Origin of the sequence: Pantoea sp. IMH, from assembly GCF_000599885.1 — a bacterium.
In the GTDB taxonomy this organism is placed as follows: domain Bacteria; phylum Pseudomonadota; class Gammaproteobacteria; order Enterobacterales; family Enterobacteriaceae; genus Erwinia.
On the sequence record NZ_JFGT01000004.1, the window covers coordinates 199,996 to 218,956 of the forward strand.

18 protein-coding genes are annotated in these 18,961 nt (G+C 55.9%); 12 read left to right on the top strand and 6 right to left on the bottom strand.

What is annotated here, in order from left to right; genetic code table 11:
- Positions 1-13 precede the first annotated feature (13 nt).
- Positions 14-610, top strand: coding sequence for a nucleoid occlusion factor SlmA (gene slmA, locus EA20_RS0107390; protein ID WP_024966215.1), 597 nt, complete (start codon positions 14-16; stop codon positions 608-610).
- Between the two features lie 39 nt (positions 611-649).
- On the opposite strand, the gene pyrE is transcribed toward slmA, so the two are convergent.
- Positions 650-1,291, bottom strand: coding sequence for an orotate phosphoribosyltransferase (gene pyrE, locus EA20_RS0107395; RefSeq protein ID WP_024966216.1), 642 nt, complete (start codon positions 1,289-1,291; stop codon positions 650-652).
- Positions 1,292-1,346: 55 nt separating this feature from the next.
- Complete coding sequence (gene rph / locus EA20_RS0107400; protein WP_024966217.1) at positions 1,347-2,063, bottom strand: ribonuclease PH; 717 nt, start codon at positions 2,061-2,063, stop codon at positions 1,347-1,349.
- A 356-nt stretch (positions 2,064-2,419) separates the two neighbouring features.
- Here rph and EA20_RS0107410 point away from each other — a divergent pair, with 356 nt between their 5' ends.
- Both EA20_RS0107410 and EA20_RS0107415 read left to right on the top strand, forming a co-directional pair.
- Positions 2,420-3,283 carry a YicC/YloC family endoribonuclease gene (locus EA20_RS0107410; protein WP_024966218.1) on the top strand — a complete coding sequence of 288 codons (864 nt, stop codon included), beginning with the start codon at positions 2,420-2,422 and terminating at the stop codon, positions 3,281-3,283.
- A 124-nt stretch (positions 3,284-3,407) separates the two neighbouring features.
- The gene (locus tag EA20_RS0107415) at positions 3,408-3,746 is read left to right on the top strand and encodes a zinc ribbon domain-containing protein YjdM (RefSeq protein WP_024966219.1); all 339 of its coding nucleotides are present in this window, start codon (positions 3,408-3,410) and stop codon (positions 3,744-3,746) included.
- A gap of 110 nt (positions 3,747-3,856) precedes the next feature.
- Here the strand turns inward: EA20_RS0107415 and EA20_RS0107420 are convergent, their stop codons facing one another.
- Positions 3,857-4,258 (bottom strand): hypothetical protein, encoded by a 402-nt coding sequence (locus EA20_RS0107420; protein WP_051516342.1) that lies wholly within the window; start codon positions 4,256-4,258, stop codon positions 3,857-3,859.
- 271 nt (positions 4,259-4,529) lie between these two features.
- Between EA20_RS0107420 and EA20_RS0107425 the strand changes: the two genes are divergently transcribed.
- A complete protein-coding gene (locus EA20_RS0107425) occupies positions 4,530-5,147 on the top strand; it encodes a trimeric intracellular cation channel family protein (RefSeq protein ID WP_024966221.1) in 618 nt (205 codons plus the stop codon).
- On the opposite strand, the gene ligB is transcribed toward EA20_RS0107425, so the two are convergent.
- Entirely contained in the window at positions 5,122-6,813 is a 1,692-nt protein-coding gene (gene ligB, locus EA20_RS0107430) for an NAD-dependent DNA ligase LigB (RefSeq protein WP_024966222.1), read from the bottom strand. The genes EA20_RS0107425 and ligB overlap by 26 nt on opposite strands.
- 253 nt (positions 6,814-7,066) lie before the next feature.
- On the opposite strand from ligB, the gene gmk reads away from it, so the two are divergent.
- The 5 genes from gmk to recG are packed head-to-tail and all read left to right on the top strand — an operon-like array spanning position 7,067 to position 12,945.
- Positions 7,067-7,690, top strand: a complete 624-nt coding sequence (gmk, locus tag EA20_RS0107435) for a guanylate kinase (protein WP_024966223.1) — start codon at positions 7,067-7,069, stop codon at positions 7,688-7,690.
- Positions 7,691-7,743: 53 nt separating this feature from the next.
- Positions 7,744-8,019 carry a DNA-directed RNA polymerase subunit omega gene (gene rpoZ, locus EA20_RS0107440; RefSeq protein ID WP_016191359.1) on the top strand — a complete coding sequence of 92 codons (276 nt, stop codon included), beginning with the start codon at positions 7,744-7,746 and terminating at the stop codon, positions 8,017-8,019.
- 22 nt (positions 8,020-8,041) lie between these two features.
- The gene (gene spoT, locus EA20_RS0107445; RefSeq protein WP_024966224.1) at positions 8,042-10,165 is read left to right on the top strand and encodes a bifunctional GTP diphosphokinase/guanosine-3',5'-bis pyrophosphate 3'-pyrophosphohydrolase; all 2,124 of its coding nucleotides are present in this window, start codon (positions 8,042-8,044) and stop codon (positions 10,163-10,165) included.
- 3 nt (positions 10,166-10,168) lie between these two features.
- Positions 10,169-10,867, top strand: a complete 699-nt coding sequence (trmH, locus tag EA20_RS0107450) for a tRNA (guanosine(18)-2'-O)-methyltransferase TrmH (protein WP_024966225.1) — start codon at positions 10,169-10,171, stop codon at positions 10,865-10,867.
- Entirely contained in the window at positions 10,864-12,945 is a 2,082-nt protein-coding gene (gene recG, locus EA20_RS0107455) for an ATP-dependent DNA helicase RecG (protein WP_024966226.1), read from the top strand. Before trmH ends, recG begins: the two co-directional genes overlap by 4 nt.
- Here the strand turns inward: recG and EA20_RS0107460 are convergent.
- Positions 12,930-13,613, bottom strand: coding sequence for an SDR family oxidoreductase (locus EA20_RS0107460; protein WP_024966227.1), 684 nt, complete (start codon positions 13,611-13,613; stop codon positions 12,930-12,932). The two genes, recG and EA20_RS0107460, sit on opposite strands and share 16 nt — an antisense overlap.
- A 176-nt stretch (positions 13,614-13,789) precedes the next feature.
- Here EA20_RS0107460 and EA20_RS0107465 point away from each other — a divergent pair, with 176 nt between their 5' ends.
- The 3 genes from EA20_RS0107465 to rluF all read left to right on the top strand — a co-directional run bounded on the left by EA20_RS0107465 (position 13,790) and on the right by rluF (position 17,966).
- Positions 13,790-15,178, top strand: a complete 1,389-nt coding sequence (locus EA20_RS0107465; protein ID WP_024966228.1) for an NCS2 family protein — start codon at positions 13,790-13,792, stop codon at positions 15,176-15,178.
- Between the two features lie 130 nt (positions 15,179-15,308).
- Positions 15,309-16,991, top strand: a complete 1,683-nt coding sequence (locus EA20_RS0107470; protein ID WP_024966229.1) for an AsmA family protein — start codon at positions 15,309-15,311, stop codon at positions 16,989-16,991.
- Positions 16,992-17,093: 102 nt separating this feature from the next.
- Complete coding sequence (gene rluF, locus EA20_RS0107475; RefSeq protein ID WP_024966230.1) at positions 17,094-17,966, top strand: 23S rRNA pseudouridine(2604) synthase RluF; 873 nt, start codon at positions 17,094-17,096, stop codon at positions 17,964-17,966.
- Between the two features lie 7 nt (positions 17,967-17,973).
- Here rluF and fabY read toward each other — a convergent pair whose 3' ends face one another.
- Entirely contained in the window at positions 17,974-18,912 is a 939-nt protein-coding gene (gene fabY / locus EA20_RS0107480) for a fatty acid biosynthesis protein FabY (protein ID WP_024966231.1), read from the bottom strand.
- Positions 18,913-18,961 lie beyond the last annotated feature (49 nt).

Sequence of the window (18,961 nt, forward strand, 5' to 3'; positions counted from 1 at the left end):
GGTCTAACAGGACATGGCAGAAAAAAAGAGTGCGAAACGGAATCGTCGCGAAGAAATACTGCAGGCGCTGGCCCAGATGCTGGAGTCCAGCGACGGTAGCCAGCGGATTACTACCGCCAAGCTGGCTGCCAGCGTGGGTGTATCGGAAGCGGCTCTGTACCGGCATTTCCCCAGCAAGACCCGGATGTTTGACAGCCTGATTGAATTCATAGAAGACAGCCTGATTACCCGCATCAACCTGATCCTTAAGGATGAAAAAGAGACGCTGTCGCGGCTGCGCCTTATTGTTCATCTGATACTGGCATTTGGTGAGCGTAATCCCGGTTTAACGCGCATTCTTACCGGCCACGCGTTGATGTTTGAACAGGATCGCCTGCAGGGCCGTATTAACCAGCTCTTTGAACGTATTGAGATGCAGCTGCGTCAGGTACTGCGGGAGAGGGTTATGCGTGAGGGTGAAGGCTACTCAACCGATGAAACGCTGCTGGCAAGTCAGCTGCTCTCATTTTGTGAGGGAATGCTGTCGCGCTTTGTCCGTTCCGGATTCCGTTATCGTCCTACGGCTGATTTTGAGATCCGCTGGCCGCTGCTGGCCGCTCAGCTGGTTTAGCCTGTTGGGTACGGGCCAGCCTGGCTGGCCCGCAGCCGGTCAGATACCGTATTCTTTGCGGTAGGCGCGTACAGCCGCGAGGTGGTCAGCCTGTTCAGGATGCTCCTCAAGCCAGCTAATCAGCTCATCAAGGGTGATAATTGAAATCACCTTGCAGCCATAATCTCGTTCAACTTCCTGAATCGCGGACGCTTTACCGCGACCACGCTCCTGTCTGTCCAGTGAAATCAGCACGCCTGCCAGACTGGCCTGATTCGCGGCGATAATTTCCATCGATTCACGGATGGCCGTTCCCGCAGTGATCACATCATCCACCAGCATAATCCGGCCCTGTAAAGGACTGCCTACCAGCGTCCCGCCTTCGCCATGATCTTTCGCTTCCTTACGGTTAAAACAGTAAGGCACGTCCCGATCGTGATGATCGGCAAGGGCGACAGCGGTCGTAGTGGCGATAGGGATGCCCTTATAGGCCGGACCGAACAGCAGATCGAAATCGATACCTGAATCAATCAGCGCCTGAGCGTAGAAGCGGCCCAGCAAGGCCAGATCGCGGCCGGTATTGAACAGGCCGGCGTTAAAGAAATAAGGACTTTTGCGTCCTGATTTCAGCGTGAACTCACCAAACTTCAGCACCTGCTTGTTGATGGCGAATTCGATAAATTGGCGCTGCCAGGCTTTCATGTCTCGATCCTCAATTTGTCATAAAAAAAGGCGACTCTGCGGTCGCCTGGAAAAATCAATCTTGCAGCGCTGCTTTCTGCGCCTGAATCAGGGATTCGATACCCCCTCGTGCAAGCGCGAGTAGCTCAAGCAGTTCTTCATGGCTGAAAGGCTCGCCTTCGGCGGTACCCTGCACCTCGATCATGCGGCCATCTTCGGTCATGACCACATTCATATCCGTTTCTGCGGCAGAGTCTTCGACATACTCTAAATCGCACAGCGCTTCCCCGTTGACGATGCCAACAGAAATAGCGGCGACCATGCCTTTCATGGGATTCGCTTTCAGTTTGCCGATGGAAACCAGGTGATTCAGCGCATCGGCCAGCGCCACGCAGGCGCCTGTAATTGACGCCGTACGCGTACCGCCATCCGCCTGGAGCACATCGCAATCCAGTGTGATGGTGAATTCTCCCAGGGCTTTTAAATCCAGCGCGGCACGCAGAGAGCGGGCGATAAGCCGCTGGATCTCCAGCGTACGGCCACCCTGTTTGCCTTTGGCCGCTTCGCGGGCATTACGGCTGTGCGTAGCGCGCGGCAGCATGCCATATTCGGCCGTCACCCAGCCCTGCCCCTGACCTTTCAGGAAACGAGGGACACCCTCTTCGATCGTGGCGGTACAGAGTACTTTCGTATCGCCAAACTCAACCAGAACAGAACCTTCTGCGTGCTTGGTATAGTGACGGGTCAGTGTGACGGGACGCACCTGCTGTGCGCTTCGGCCTGCTGGACGCATGGTTTCTCTCCGGCTAGCAAAACATGATTGGCTGCGCATTATACGGATTTCGTCTGCGGATGCCTATGCCAGGCTGACACTAACGCAGCGGAAACCTTCCGGCTGCGGCATTTATCCAGAACGCCGGAAGGCTTAAGGCCGGAGAGGTGACCTTCTCTACAGCCAGCAGCTGCGCTCCTGGCACAGCATGGAAGAAAACCGGCTGCTGAATGAACTGCTGCAAGGTTGCCAAACTCTCCAGCGGCGGAAACAGGCTTTGAAGTTCGCTGATTTTATCCGCTATAACTGAATTCCTGTTAAGCCGTAGCCCAGCTCGCTATAATCTGTCCTTCTTTCTCTTAAAACGGGTACGCAAAATGATCCGCAGCATGACCGCCTACGCCCGGCGCGAAACCAAAGGCGATTGGGGCAGCGCCGCCTGGGAACTTCGTTCCGTCAATCAGCGCTACCTGGAAACCTACATCCGGCTTCCAGAACAGTTTCGTGGCCTGGAACCGGTGATCCGTGAACGTATCCGCAGCCGCCTGACGCGCGGAAAAATCGAATGTAACCTGCGCTTCGACGCCGATCCTCATGCGCAAAGCGCGCTCGTGCTGAACGAGAAGCTGGCGATCCAGCTGGTCAAAGCGGCTAACTGGGTCAAGATGCAGAGCGATGAAGGTGAAATTAACCCGGTCGATATCCTGCGCTGGCCTGGCGTGATGTCTGCTGAAGAGCAGGATCTGGACGCGATTTCCGCCGAGCTGCTGCGCAGCCTGGACGCGGCACTGGACGATTTCATTATCGCCCGTGAAACGGAAGGCGCGGCGCTGAAATCACTGATTGAACAGCGCCTTGAGGGCGTCAGCACGGAAGTCACTAAGGTTCGCGCGCAGATGCCGGATGTCCTGAAGTGGCAGCGTGATCGCCTGGTGACCAAACTGGAAGAAGCTCAGGTTCAGCTGGACAGCAACCGTGTTGAGCAGGAGTTGATCATGCTGGCACAGCGCGTTGACGTGGCGGAGGAGCTTGATCGTCTGGAAGCCCACGTGAAAGAAACCTATAACATTCTGAAGAAGAAAGAGGCCGTTGGCCGGCGGCTGGATTTTATGATGCAGGAGTTCAACCGTGAGTCGAACACCCTTGCCTCAAAATCGATTAATGCTGACGTCACGACCTCCGCTATCGAGCTGAAAGTGTTGATTGAACAGATGCGTGAGCAGATTCAGAATATTGAATAGCCCCACCCAGCTCTGCAACTTCCTCTATTAACCCGCCTGACAGCGGGTTTTTTATTGTAGGTTTGCCAGCCTTACCAGGCTAAAATGCCCCCTGTTTTTTTATGGATTAATTTTGAGGTTCATTATGCAAACTCTTCCTCCCTGTCCTGAATGCCACTCTGCGTTTACCTGGCAGGATGGCGCACTGTTTAACTGTCCGGAGTGCGGGCACGTCTGGTCTGAAGGTGCAGAAGCGGCATCAGACGACATGCTGGTAGTGAAGGATGCCAATGGCAATCTGCTGGCCGATGGCGACAGCGTGACGGTCATTAAAGATTTGAAGGTGAAAGGCAGCTCCACCCCGCTGAAGATAGGCACAAGAGTCAAAAGTATTCGTCTGGTTGAGGGCGACCACAATATTGACTGTAAAATCGACGGCTTTGGTCCGATGAAGCTTAAATCAGAATTTGTGAAGAAAAACTGATCCCTGAAGCGCCCTACGCTCTCTACGCTGGGGCTGGCGATCGCTCCCGCCCCGCAGCCAGACGTCAACAGCCCGGTGACCCTGGCCGACGTCAAAACCCGTGGCACAGATCAGTCATAGGGCGCAGCCTCGTCGGTGGTTATCAGCTTCATTTTAACAAGCTGTAAGGCAATTGATCGGGGAGAGCGCCCGAGACGCTTTCCCAACTCCGGAATGCTGTAGCAAGCAACCTCATTAGCAAGCTGCCGCTTCTCCTCCTCACGCCAGGGGAGAAAAGCATTCTCTGGTCTGCCCGTATGCCGGTTCTTCTGCCGGCGCTCCTCGACCGTTAGCTTTACTTTTTCCCGGCGTTTCATCTGCCGGAATTGCATACCGGCAAATTCTTCCGCCAGCAGAAAGAGCACTCTTATTGCTTCAGGCCGGTGTACCAGAGAGTCAGGCGGCAGCGGCTCCCCCGTTTCAGGATGAATTCCGCTGGCCAGAAGCCTGAACAGTTCCGTAGCTGACATCATTGTTTCTCCTTGTCCTCATCCTTCGCTGAGAAGGCGCGACCTTCCTGATATACATGATGATTTTTTTAAAAAATCTGTTTATTAACTAATCCTATATTTCAGAAATTATGAAAAAATATCTTTTAAAAAAATATACTTGGGAAGATAACTCGTAAATAATTACCCTCTTTCGCATTAGATAAACTAAATCAAATGAGCGGCTTTAAAAAATTTCAGTCGCCAATTTTTTGCAGATCCTTCAGGCTTGCCGCCGGTTATTCAGGAGCTGGCTATGTTACTCACCGTTCTCTATATCATCGGCATCACGGCGGAAGCCATGACGGGCGCGCTGGCGGCTGGCCGGCGTAAAATGGATATGTTCGGCGTTATCATTATCGCCTCTGTTACCGCTATCGGCGGCGGCACGGTGAGGGATATGGTGCTGGGTCATTATCCGCTTGCCTGGGTGCAACACCCTGTTTATATAATGATTGTTGCCGCTGCGGCGGTTATCACCACGCAGCTTACGCCCCTGATGACCCACCTGCGCAAAGCTTTCCTGGTGCTGGATGCATTGGGCCTGGTTGTCTTCTCCATTATTGGGGCTCAGGTAGCGCTGGATATGGGCCATGCTTCCGTGATCGCCGCCATCTGCGCCGTCATCACCGGCGTCTTTGGCGGTGTGCTTCGAGATATGTTCTGCAACCGCATTCCGCTGGTGTTTCAGAAAGAGCTCTACGCAGGCATCGCCTTTGCTTCAGGCTGGATGTACATCCTGCTACTGAAAACGCCGTTTTCGCATGAAACGGTCATCATTATTACCCTGCTGTTTGGCTTTATCAGCCGTCTGCTGGCGCTACGTTTCAAGCTCGGCCTGCCCGTATTCAATTACCCGCACGACGATCACTGAGCCGGGGAACAGGCACTTTCTCCAGCCAGTCAATCAGTCCCCTGACCTGTTCAGCGGCCAGAAAGGCGGTTATTTTCTGCGCCAGCCGCGGTCCGACGCCGGGTAGTTGCTGCCAGCCTGCCTCTTTTCTGACAAGCAGCCTCTGCCACCCTTCATCGCTAAGCGCATTCAGCGCCTCTTCAGGCAGCGGAACACCTAATGCTTTCACCCAGCGTTTAAAAGGCTGCTGAGGGCTGAGGGAAAACTGATGATAAAGCGCCCTGGCCCGGTGCGGGGATATACCCGCCGCTTTTTCCAGCGCTGACGGCGAAAGTGATAACCATGAAAAGAGATGCTCAAGCAGACCCGCCTGCGTCAGGCGCTGCCAGGTAGCGCGACTGATACCCCGCATGTTTAATACCGGTGGGCTGCTCAGCCAGGTGAGCCGTGCCAGAAACTGCTCCCGGCAGCCGGGCGTAAGGTAAAAACAGGTCTGATCATTCATGGCGGACACATCAGGAACCGGAACGGGGATGCGTTCCGCCACTCGCCAGATAACCTCATCCAGGCGCGGGATGCCCTGACCTGCGAGGCTCAACGTAACGCGATCGCCGGGCAGGATATCCTGCTGTTGCCAGCGCTTCAGCGATCCCACATTGACACGGCTGACCTTTTTATCATCCAGCTGAACAGGTTCCAGATTGAGGACCGCACTGATTTTCCCTGTACGCCCAACGCTGAACGCGACGGATCGTACGCTGGTGCTCGCTTTTACCGGCGGGTATTTCCAGGCAACGGCCCAGTCTCCATTGCCCGGCATCCAGTGTTCGCCCTTAACAGGCGCACTGTGGATCACCACACCGTCTGTGGCGAAAGGCAGTTTTTGATGGAACCAGCGTTCACGCCAGCGTTCAACCTCATCAGCACTGCTGACTGGCTGACTCCACTCCGCCGCCAGCGTAAAACCTGCCGTCCTGAGCCTCCGGTTTCTTTCTTTCATGGATTGCGGCCCGTCTGGCCAGGCCCAGATAAAGAGCCCCAGTTGACGGAGTATCGCCAGATCGTCGTTACGCCGCATGGCACCTGCCACGACAGCCCGGGCGTTGCTGCCTCCCTGACGTGACTGCTGATGATCGTGCAGCTTAAGGAAAAGCTCTCCCTGCAGCACAAGAGAAGGGGCATCAAGCGGAACGGATTGGGGGATGGCAGCAATCAGAGGCGCTTTCGCGGTCCAGTCCTCACCGCGAAGACCATTACCACGACTGATCAGCCGGATAAGTCTGCCCTTCTGGTAATGGAGCGTAACCGCCACACCATCTACCTTCGGCTGTACCCATAGGTCGCTTTTGTTTTCCATCCAGCGCGCGACGGCTTGCTTATCAGTAAGCTTACGAACGCCCGCATGCGCGACAGGATGTAGCCGCTTTCCTCCCTCAGGCAGGGTCGGCTCGCGAAGTTTCACCTCTGGCCGGAAGCAGCGCTGCCAGGTATGAAAGGTTTTTTCGAGGTCATCGTAGCGTTCATCGGCCACCACGCTCACACCTTTGCGATAGTAGGCGTCATCCCAGTCGCGTAGTTGTTTTTCCAGCGCCGCCAGCTCCTGACTGGCGCGGGCGGGTGTCCAGACAGGGCACTGCGCCCCGACGCTCAGGCAAAAACATGCCAGAAGTAGTGCTATATAGTGCATCCCTGCCTCTCCCTCTGTTTCTCCGGGGCATTAAAAACTCAAGCGTCGCTTACCGCGAGCGACAAAATTGAAAAATGGAAAGCGTTACGAAAAAAGAACCTGACAGCGCTGCAATCCCACGTAAGTAGCGGAAGAAGCAGCCCAAACAGTGAGAAATAATGGCGTGGCCGGTTTGAAACGCTGCATGATGAGCCTCAGCCGTGTATACTGTGCAAGAATCAGACTCCGCTTTATTGGCATATCAAGAATTATCATGGCTCAAGGCACACTTTTTATTGTTTCTGCTCCCAGCGGCGCGGGTAAATCCAGCCTGATTACTGCACTGTTGAAAACGCAGCCGCTGTACGATACGCAGGTTTCCATTTCCCATACCACAAGGGAAATGCGTCCCGGCGAGCAGCACGGCGAACATTACTTTTTCGTTAAGCATGACGAATTCCGCAACATGATTAAGGAAGAGGCTTTCCTCGAACATGCGGAGGTATTTGGCAATTATTACGGGACTTCCCGTAAGGCAATTGAGCAGGTGCTTTCTACTGGCGTAGATGTCTTTCTGGATATTGACTGGCAGGGCGCCCAGCAGATTCGGGAAAAAATGCCTCAGGCGCGGACAATTTTCGTGCTTCCCCCTTCAAAGGAAGAGCTTGACCGACGTCTCAGAGGACGTGGTCAGGATAGCGAAGAGGTTATCGCCCGCCGGATGGCCCAGGCCGTCGCCGAAATGAGCCACTATGCCGAGTACGATTACCTTATTGTGAATGATGATTTCGATCTGGCGTTGTCCGATTTGAAAACCATCATTCGCGCTGAGCGACTGCGCATGGGCCGTCAAAAAGCCCGGCACGATGCATTGATCAGCAAACTATTGGCAGACTGAGGACAACTCAGTATGATGCCCAGTCATTTCTTCACCCGTGGAGTATCACAATTATGGCACGCGTAACCGTACAGGACGCAGTAGAAAAAATTGGTAACCGTTTTGACCTCGTTCTGGTCGCAGCACGTCGTGCGCGTCAGATGCAGGTAGGCGGTAAAGATCCGCTGGTTCCGGAAGAAAACGACAAATCTACCGTGATCGCCCTGCGCGAGATCGAAGAAGGTTTGATCACTAACCAGATTCTGGACGTGCGCGATCGTCAGGAACAGCAGGAGCAGGAAGCCGCTGAACTCCAGGCTGTGACCGCCATCGCTGAAGGTCGTCGTTAATCACCAGCCGGTAGGCTCGCCCTTGTATCTGTTCGAAAGTCTCAATCAGCTGATTGAAAAATACTTGCCTGAGGACCAGATTAAGCGCCTCAAGCAAGCTTATCTCGTTGCACGTGATGCCCACGAGGGACAGACACGCTCCAGCGGCGAGCCCTATATCACCCATCCGGTTGCGGTCGCCTGTATCCTGGCGGAAATGAAGCTCGACTATGAAACTCTCATGGCCGCGCTTCTGCATGACGTTATCGAAGATACCCCCGCCACCTATCAGGATATGGAACAGCTGTTTGGTAAAAGCGTTGCCGAACTGGTGGAGGGCGTCTCCAAGCTTGATAAGCTGAAATTCCGCGATAAAAAAGAAGCCCAGGCGGAGAACTTCCGCAAAATGATCATGGCGATGGTGCAGGATATCCGCGTCATTCTGATCAAACTGGCTGACCGTACGCACAACATGCGTACGCTTGGTTCGCTTCGTCCGGATAAACGTCGCCGCATCGCGCTCGAAACGCTGGAAATCTACAGCCCGCTGGCGCACCGTCTGGGGATTCATCACCTTAAAACCGAACTGGAAGAGCTCGGCTTTGAGGCGCTCTACCCTAACCGTTACCGCGTCATTAAAGAGGTGGTGAAAGCCGCCCGCGGCAACCGTAAGGAGATGATTCAGAAGATCCTTTCTGAAATCGACGGCCGTCTGCAGGAAGCTGACATCGCCTGTCGCGTCAGCGGCAGAGAGAAGCACCTCTATTCCATCTACTGCAAAATGCACCTGAAAGAGCAGCGTTTCCATTCCATTATGGATATCTACGCCTTCCGCGTCATCGTGCGGGATGTCGATACCTGTTACCGGGTGCTGGGCCAGATGCACAGCCTCTATAAGCCCCGTCCTGGCCGCGTAAAAGACTACATTGCCATTCCCAAGGCAAACGGCTATCAGTCTCTGCACACCTCAATGATTGGCCCGCACGGCGTGCCGGTTGAGGTGCAGATCCGTACCGAAGATATGGATCAAATGGCAGAGATGGGGGTCGCCGCCCACTGGGCCTATAAGGAGCAGGGGGAAACCAGCACAACCGCGCAGATCCGTGCTCAGCGCTGGCTGCAAAGTCTGCTGGAGCTACAGCAGAGCGCCGGGAGTTCCTTCGAATTCATTGAAAGCGTGAAATCCGATCTTTTCCCCGATGAGATTTACGTTTTCACCCCTGAAGGCCGTATCGTTGAGCTGCCTGCGGGTGCCACACCGGTGGATTTCGCCTATGCCGTGCATACCGATATCGGTCATGCCTGCGTCGGCGCTCGCGTCGACAGACAGCCCTATCCGCTGTCGCAGCCGCTGACCAGCGGACAGACGGTCGAGATCATCACGGCACCGGGCGCGCGTCCCAATGCCGCATGGCTCAACTTCGTGGTCAGCTCCAAAGCGCGCGCCAAGATCCGTCAGCTGTTGAAAAATCTTAAACGGGACGACTCTGTCAGCCTGGGACGTCGCCTGCTCAACCACGCGCTGGGGGGCAGTCGCAAACTGGCAGAAATTCCGCCAGAAAACGTACAGCGCGAACTGGACCGCATGAAGCTGGCAACGCTTGACGACCTGCTGGCGGAAATCGGCCTCGGCAACGCCATGAGCGTGGTGGTGGCGAAAAACCTTCAGCAGAGCGATCAGGCGACGCCTGCCGCTATCTCTTCGCCTTCCACCTCGCGCAGCAAGCTACCGATCAAAGGCGCAGATGGCGTACTGATCACGTTCGCCAAATGCTGCCGTCCGATTCCCGGCGATCCCATTGTGGCGCACGTCAGCCCCGGCAAGGGACTGGTGGTGCACCATGAATCCTGTCGTAACATCCGTGGCTACCAGAAAGAGCCAGAGAAGTTTATGGCCGTCGAATGGGATAAAGTGACCTCCGAGCAGGAGTTTGTGGCGGAAATCAAGGTGGATATGTTTAACCATCAGGGCGCGCTGGCTAACCTGACGGCGGCGATTAACACCGCCAAATCCAATATCCAGAGCCTGAATACGGAAGAAAAAGATGGCCGTGTATACAGTGCCTTTATCCGTCTGACGGCCCGCGACCGCGTTCATCTGGCCAATATTATGCGTAAAATCCGCGTAATGCCGGATGTGATTAAAGTTCACCGTAACCGAAACTGACGTATGAATGCCCAACGCTATGCCCGCATCTGTGAAATGTTGGCCGCCCGTCAGCACGATCTGACCGTCTGCATGGAGCAGGTTCATAAGCCGCACAACGTTTCCGCCGTGATCCGTACGGCGGATGCCGTTGGCGTCCATGAGGTTCATGCCGTCTGGCCCGGTAGCCGGATGCGCACCATGGTCTCTTCCGCCGCGGGCAGTAACAGCTGGGTACAGGTCAAAACGCATCGCACCATCGTGGAGGCGGTCAGCCATCTCAAAAGCCAGGATATGCAAATTCTGGCGACTCACCTTTCCGATACCGCTGTCGATTTCCGTGAAATTGACTACACCCGCCCGACCTGCATTTTAATGGGGCAGGAAAAAACCGGCATCACCCAGGAAGCGCTGGCGCTGGCGGATCAGGACATCATCATCCCGATGGTGGGCATGGTGCAGTCCCTGAACGTTTCCGTCGCCTCTGCGCTGATTTTGTATGAAGCCCAGCGTCAGCGGCAGAACGCCGGCATGTATCAGCGTAAAAGCAGCGCCTTACCCTATAGCGAACAACAGCGTCTTCTTTTTGAAGGGGGCTATCCCGTGCTGGCAAGGGTGGCGAAACATAAAGGGCTGCCCTATCCGGAAATTAACGACTGCGGGGAAGTGATCGCCGATCCCGAGTGGTGGGCGACCATGCAAGCGTCGGTGCGGAAAAGATGAAAGGCCGCCTGCTGGATGCCGTCCCCCTGAACTCACTTTCCGGCGTTGGCGCAAGCCAGGCGGGCAAGCTGGCAAAGCTGGGTCTGGCAACGGTGCAGGACCTGCTGTTACATCTTCCGCTTCGCTACGAAGATCGCACGCAGCTTTATGCCATTAACGATCTGCTGCCGGATATCTACGCCACGGTAGAAGGGGAAGTTCTGCACAGCGATATCACCTTTGGCCGCCGCCGGATGCTGACCTGCCAGATCAGTGACGGTACCGGTATTCTCACCCTGCGCTTTTTCAACTTTAATGCGGGCATGAAAAACAGCCTGGCGCCAGGCCGTCGCGTCACCGCCTATGGCGAAATCAAGCGCGGCCAGCGCGGAGCTGAAATTATCCATCCTGAATATCGCGTTCAGGGGGATAACAGCGTGGTGGAGCTTCAGGAGACGCTGACGCCGGTCTATTCCACGACTGAAGGTATTCGCCAGGCGACCCTGCGCAATCTCACCGATCAGGCGCTGACGCTGCTGGATACCTGCGCCATCGCGGAACTGCTGCCGCCGGAGCTGAGCCAGGGCATGATGAGCCTTCCTGAAGCGCTGCGTACGCTTCACCGGCCGCCACCGGATATGGCGCTGGCCGATCTGGAAAGCGGCAGGCATCCCGCCCAGCGCCGGCTGATTATGGAAGAGTTGCTGGCACATAACCTCAGTATGCTGGCCGTTCGGGCGGGTGCGCAGCGCTATCACGCACTGCCGATGCCCGCACGACATGACTTAAGCGATAAGCTGCTCTCTTCGTTACCTTTTCGCCCTACTGCTGCTCAAACCCGCGTGGTGCGTGAAATTGAGCAGGATCTGGCGCACGATTATCCCATGATGCGGCTGGTGCAGGGCGACGTGGGTTCCGGGAAAACGCTGGTTGCCGCGCTAACTGCGCTGAACGTCATCGCGTACGGTAAACAGGTTGCGCTGATGGCACCCACCGAGCTGCTCGCCGAACAGCATGCCAGTAATTTCCGCCAGTGGTTTGCGCCGCTGGGCATTGAAGTGGGCTGGCTGGCCGGCAAGCAAAAAGGGAAAGCGCGTCAGGCACAACAGGATGCCATTGCCGCCGGGCAGGTTTCGATGATCGTGGGAACACATGCCATTTTTCAGGAGCAGGTCCAGTTTAACGGTCTGGCCCTGGTCATCATTGATGAGCAGCACCGGTTTGGCGTCCACCAGCGCCTGGCGCTGTGGGAGAAAGGCGAAGAGCAGGGGTTCCATCCCCATCAGTTGATTATGACGGCCACGCCAATCCCACGAACGCTGGCCATGACGGCCTATGCCGATCTGGATACCTCAACCATTGATGAACTGCCGCCGGGCAGAACGCCGGTCACCACCGTCGCCATCCCTGACACGCGCCGGGCAGAGATTGTTGAGCGCGTGAAAAAGGCCTGTCGTGATGAAGGCCGCCAGGCCTACTGGGTCTGTACGCTGATCGAAGAGTCTGAGCAGCTTGAGGCGCAGGCCGCAGAAGCCTCCTGGGAAGAGCTGAAGCTGGCGCTGCCTGATTTACAGGTTGGGCTGGTGCATGGGCGCATGAAACCTGCGGAAAAGCAGGCCGTTATGCAGGCGTTCAAACAGGGCGATATCCATCTGCTGGTGGCCACCACGGTCATCGAAGTCGGTGTGGACGTTCCCAATGCCAGCCTGATGATCATTGAGAATCCGGAGCGCCTGGGGCTGGCACAGCTTCACCAGCTGCGGGGCCGCGTTGGACGTGGCTCCGTCGCATCCCACTGCGTGTTGCTCTACAAGTCGCCGCTGAGCAAAACGGCCCAGAAGCGGCTGCGGGTGTTACGGGACAGTAATGATGGCTTCGTGATCGCCCAGTGCGACCTGGAAATTCGCGGTCCGGGCGAGCTGCTTGGCACCCGGCAAACCGGCAACGCCGAGTTTAAAGTTGCCGATCTGCTGCGCGATCAGGCCATGATCCCGGAAGTTCAGCGGGTAGCCCGCCATATCCACCAGCATTATCCACAGCAGGCTCAGGCGCTAATCGAGCGCTGGTTGCCGGAAACGGAGCGCTATACCAACGCCTGAGGTGACGCTCCGCTAAAGGCTGCCATATTACCTACCGCCGTTTCGACCGGCTGCTCTCCGGAAGTCAGTTCGATAATCACTCGTTTTACCTGCGGCTGTTCAATCAGGCCATGCAGCACTGCCGCCACATCCTCACGCGGCACCGTGCCATACGGGATAGCCAGCCCGGTCCGTACTTTTCCGCTACCGGACTCATTAACCAGCGTGCCTGGCCGCAGAATGACCCAGTCCAGCGGCGTTGCCGCCAGCATAGCGTCAGACTGCTTTTTTACCTGCATGTAGTGTTCGAACGTGGGTGAAACCGTTTTACCGCGCCCAGCCTCCGGAAAGGCAGATACCATCAGGAACCGGCTGATGCCTGCCAGCCTGGCCGCTTCGGTAGCAAATCGCGCGCCACGTCCGTCTATGCCGTCAGTCTGATCGACACCAGCGCCGCCTGCGCCTGCAGAGAAGACCACCACATCGCATCCGCGCATTGCTTCAGCCAGCCTTTCACTGCTGGTATTCATCAGGTCGCCACTTACCGGCGTCACACCATCAGCCACTAAATCGTCCGCCTGTGAATCAAGACGATGCAACCCGCTCACTTGATGACCCGCTGTCGTCAGGCGTTTCCTGAGTAGTCGTCCCACGCCGCCTGTTGCTCCAATAAGAAATACCCGGCTCATTCGTACCTCGCTTTTTTCATCGTTTTCCTGAAGGTTAGTCAGACGAGTGTAGCGGCTTCTTTTTGCCTGCGTTGAGCCTCCCCCGTCATTTTGTCTGACGTTCACGCCCTGCAAACGATTGCTTTTACGTGGAAGATGATTAAAATCGCCACTTTGTTCGTCAGGGAACCGTGAGAATGTCTGTGAATACTTCCGATGCCGAAGCTGCCCGCCGCCCTGCTACTGCGCCCCGCAGTGAGCTTATCTACCGTCTTGAAGATCGCCCGCCGCTGCCGCAGACGCTGTTTGCGGCCTGCCAGCACCTGCTGGCCATGTTTGTGGCGGTTATCACGCCGGCACTGCTGATTTGTCAGGCGCTGGGGCTGCCCGCCCAGGATACGCAGCACATTATCAGCATGTCGCTGTTCGCCTCCGGCGTGGCGTCGGTTTTACAGATTAAAACCTGGGGACCTATAGGCTCAGGCCTGTTATCGATTCAGGGAACCAGTTTTAACTTCGTCTCACCGTTAATTATGGGCGGACTTGCGCTGAAAAACGGCGGTGCAGATGTGCCCACGATGATGGCAGCCCTGTTTGGTACGCTGATGCTGGCTTCCTGTACTGAGATGCTGCTTTCCCGCGTCCTGCATCTTGCCCGCCGTATTATCACTCCGCTGGTTTCCGGCATTGTGGTGATGATCATCGGCCTTTCGCTGATCCAGGTGGGGCTGACGTCTATAGGCGGCGGTTTTGCGGCAATGAACGACCACAGTTTTGGCGCGCCAAAAAATCTGCTGCTGGCGGGCGCCGTTTTGCTGGTGATTATTCTGCTCAACCGTCAGCGCAACCCTTACCTCCGCGTCGCCTCGCTGGTGATTGCCATGGCCGTTGGTTATCTGCTGGCCTGGGCGATGGATATGCTGCCAGCGAGTCCGGCAGCGGCAAATGAGTCGCTGATCGTCATCCCTGCGCCCTTCTATTACGGCCTGAGCATTGACTGGAACCTTCTTATTCCGCTGATGCTGGTCTTTATGGTGACCTCACTGGAAACCATTGGGGATATCACCGCCACTTCTGACGTTTCCGAACAACCGGTCAGTGGCCCGCTTTATATGAAGCGGCTGAAAGGCGGCGTGCTGGCTAATGGCCTTAACTCATTTGTTTCAGCGCTGTTTAATACTTTCCCTAACTCCTGCTTTGGGCAAAATAATGGCGTGATCCAGCTGACTGGCGTGGCCAGCCGCTACGTCGGTTTTGTGGTGGCGCTGATGCTGATTGTGCTGGGCCTCTTCCCGGCAGTGAGTGGCTTTGTGCAGCATATTCCTGAGCCCGTGCTGGGCGGCGCAACGCTGGTTATGTTTGGTACCATCGCCGCATCCGGTGTGCGTATCGTGTCACGCGAGCCGCTGAATCGCCGGGCGATCATGATTATGGCGATTTCACTGGCGGTAGGATTAGGGGTTTCTCAGCAGCCGCTGATTCTGCAATTCGCGCCTGAATGGCTGAAAACCCTGTTCTCTTCCGGCATTGCCGCGGGGGGTATTACCGCCATCATTCTGAATCTTATTTTTCCACAGGAGAAATAAGCCTCTCCTGTGTCATGCTGGGTGCGTAAGACGGGCGGTCTGTGAACTGCCCGCCATCATCGATGGTTGAGCTTCAGTTTTAAATGAGGCATAACACACTCATGAACGGATGCTCACAGGAAAGGGTGCAATGAAATTACTTGGAAAAATTCTGCTCACGCTGGTGCTGCTACTGCTGCTTGCCCTGGTTGCGCTCTATCTGCTGCTGCAAACCCAGTGGGGTGCGGGATGGATAAGCCGTACCGTAAATCAGCATACCAGCTATCAGCTGGCTTTCAGCAAGCTGGAGCATAACTTTTCCGATCCTGCACAGTTCGTCCTTAACGATGTTTCATTTGGTCAAAAGGCAGCGCCTGCCCTGCTGACGGCTCGCCATGTCACGCTGACGCTGAGTGGGGCACAGTTTACTGCTCCCGGGCATTTTGCCGCCATTGCGCTGCAGGAAGGGATGCTCAGGATCAGCGATAGTGGTTCTCCTCTGCCCTTCGAAGCGGACAGGCTTCAGCTTATTGAGATGTCGGTCAATCGTGCCGGGGGAGAATGGCCTCTGAGTGCGCAGCAGGTCAACGGCGGCATCCTTCCATGGAAGCCGGTCGAGGGTGATTTGATCGGCACGGATGCCAGCTTCCAAGCGAGTGCGGGCGCGCTGTCGCTGAACGGCATCCCGGCGAAAAACGTGCTGCTGCAGGGCCGTATCAGCAAACAGCAGCTGATCATGAGCAATATTGGCGCGGATGTTGCGCTGGGTTCGATCACCACCAGCGCGCAGCGTGATGCGCAGGGTGCCTGGCAGGTGGCCAATCTGCGTCTGAACAGCATTCGCCTGCAAAGCTCAGAATCCCTTACCGGTTTTCTCTCTCCGCTCAAAAAGCTTTCTCACGTTCATTTTAACCGTATTGATGTCACCGGGGCGCGGCTGGAAGGCGCTGACTGGGCTGTCACCGATCTTAATCTGGCGTTGAAAGATATTACGCTGCATAACGGTGACTGGGAAAGCAATGACGGTTCACTGTCGATGAATGCCCGATCCTTTGTAAACGGTAGCCTCCAGTTGAACGATCCTATTGTTAATATGACGTTTTCGCCTGAAGGCGTATCGCTTAATCAGCTCAGTTCACGCTGGGTCAATGGCCTGATCCGCACCTCAGGAAAGTGGAGCCGCAGCGATAAAAAACTGACGCTGGACGAGCTGGCCGTCGCCGGCATCGAGTATACGCTGCCGCTAAACTGGCGCGAGCGCTGGATGGCGACGCTTCCCGGCTGGCTTTCCGCCGTGGAAGTCACGAAATTCGAAGCGAACCGTAACCTGATTATTGATATCAACCCGGATTTCCCTTTCCAGATGACTGCTCTGGACGGCAGCGGTAAAAATCTGCTGCTGGCACGTCAGCATCAGTGGGGGATCTGGTCCGGCGATCTGCGCTTTAATGCTGCTGAAGCCACGTTTAACCGCGTAGATATGCGCCATCCGTCAATTGCCCTTTCCGCTAACGACGAGGCAATCAAAGTGACGGAAATGAGCGCATTTATTCAGGAAGGGATGGCAGAAGGCCTGGCGACGCTTTCCCAGCAGCCTCAACGTGCGCTCTCGCTGACCCTGCGCGGGCGTGAAGTCCCGGTTAATCTGCTTCAGCGCTGGGGCTGGCCTGAGGTGGCGCTGGAGGGCAACGGCGATCTCCAGTTAACGCTTACCGGGAATCTGGCCGCTGACCAGCCGCTAAAACCTACGGTGAACGGCAGGCTGTCTGTAACATCCGGTGAAAGGACGCTTCAGCAAACGTTGCAGGCAGGACAGCCGATCGCTGTACCCTGAGGCGTCACACTAAAGGGGGATTGCTTACAGGATGTAATGTGGTCCCCTGATATTCGCAATGCCCCGCAGTTAAGGTATAGTCCGCTTCTTTACGGAGGAACTATGCTGACCAACTCATCCATTCGACTGAACAAATATATTGGCGAGAGCGGCATCTGCTCCCGTCGCGACGCCGACCGTTACATCGAACAGGGTAACGTGTTTATCAACGGCAAACGGGCCGGGGTTGGCGCGCAGGTATTTGCCGGGGATGTGGTGAAGGTGAATGGACAGCTTATTGAACCGCGTAATGAAGAGGATTTGGTATTTATCGCACTGCATAAACCTGTAGGCATCATCTGTACTACGGAGGAAGGCGAGCGGGATAATATTGTCGATTTCGTCAACCACAGTAAGCGCGTCTTCCCGGTAGGGCGACTGGACAAAGATTCCCAGGGACTGATCTTTCTGACTAACCATGGCGATCTGGTAAACAAAATTCTCCGCGCCGGCAATGACCATGAAAAAGAGTATATCGTCACGGTAAACAAGCCGGTGACCGATGAGTTTATCCAGGGCCTGGGCGCTGGTGTCCCCATGCTGGGAACGGTGACGCGCAAATGCAAAGTAAAGAGAGAAGCGCCGTTCGCCTTCCGGATTACGCTCGTACAGGGGCTTAACCGGCAGATCCGCCGCATGTGTAAACACTTCGATTATGAAGTCACCAAACTTGAGCGTGTCCGCATTATGAACGTCAGCCTGAAAGGGCTGCCACCGGGAGAATGGCGCGACCTGACCGATGACGAGTTGATCGAACTGTTCCGGCTCATTGAAGATTCCTCATCCGAGGAAAAACCGGCGCAAAAAGCGAAGGCCAAAAAACCGGCGGCAGCGAAAAAGCCCGCCGTCAGCGGGCCAAAAAGCAGTGAAAAAAGCGCCGCGCCGGCTGGCCGTAAACGCTTCACCCAGCCGGGCCGTAAAAAGAAAGGGCGCTGAGGCGCCGCTATCCGCCGGATCCGCCCTCTTCAAGAGGGCCATCCGGATCGGCAGGCAGTACGAGATAAATACCTTCAAACACCGCACCGCAGACCTCATTACCAAAGAGTTCAACCTCAAGCTGCACTCTGGCTTTGCGTCCCTGCGCCAGACGATCGAGATCGCCGCTGAGCGAACCTAAGTCTGCAACGGCGCCCGGCTTGCCGGTAATGGGATGGCTGTAGCGAATATGCGCATCCGCCAGAATAATCGTGCCGCCCAGGTGACGTTCACGCAGTAGCAGCCAGATCAGCCCCCAACCGGTCAGGGTAGCCAGCGAAAAAAGACTGCCGGCAAACAGCGTGTGATGTGGGTTCTGGTTGCCGTTTTCAGGCATCGTGGTGATAAATTTCTTGCCGGTGTACTGAAGAATACGCACGCCCATTTTCTCACTGAGCGGAATATGATCGTACCAGGCTTGCTGAAGCTGTCCGCACCAGTCGGCGCGATGGAGAATATCATCAAGCGTGATCACCGGTTTTATCATCAGAAAATGGCGCACCGGCGTCGTCTGCGGCACCGTAATCTCGCCCTGGTTGAGGTATCCCAGCTTGGCAAAGAATTCCATCGCATCTTCACGCGCACTGCAGACCACGCGCTTCGCCCCTTCCTGTCGCGCCACGGACTCCAGCGTCATCGCCACCAGCGTCCCTAATCCTTTGCCCTGCACGGAAGGATGCACCGCCAGAAAGCGAATAGCCGCTTCATTTTCCGCATTGATGTACAAGCGGCCTACCGCTACCGGATCGCCGCGTTCGTCCACCACCATTTGATGGTGCGCCAGCGCATCCCAGGCATCCCGTTCGGAGCCCATCGGCTGATGCAGGGGCTTTCTCAGCATTTCCCAGCGGAACTGGTAGTAAGTCTCCAGCTCTTCCGCTGTTTCAGGTACCCGAAGATGATACATAAAATGCTTCTCTCTCTCTGAACCCGTTACGCTGACCTGCCGTTCGCCC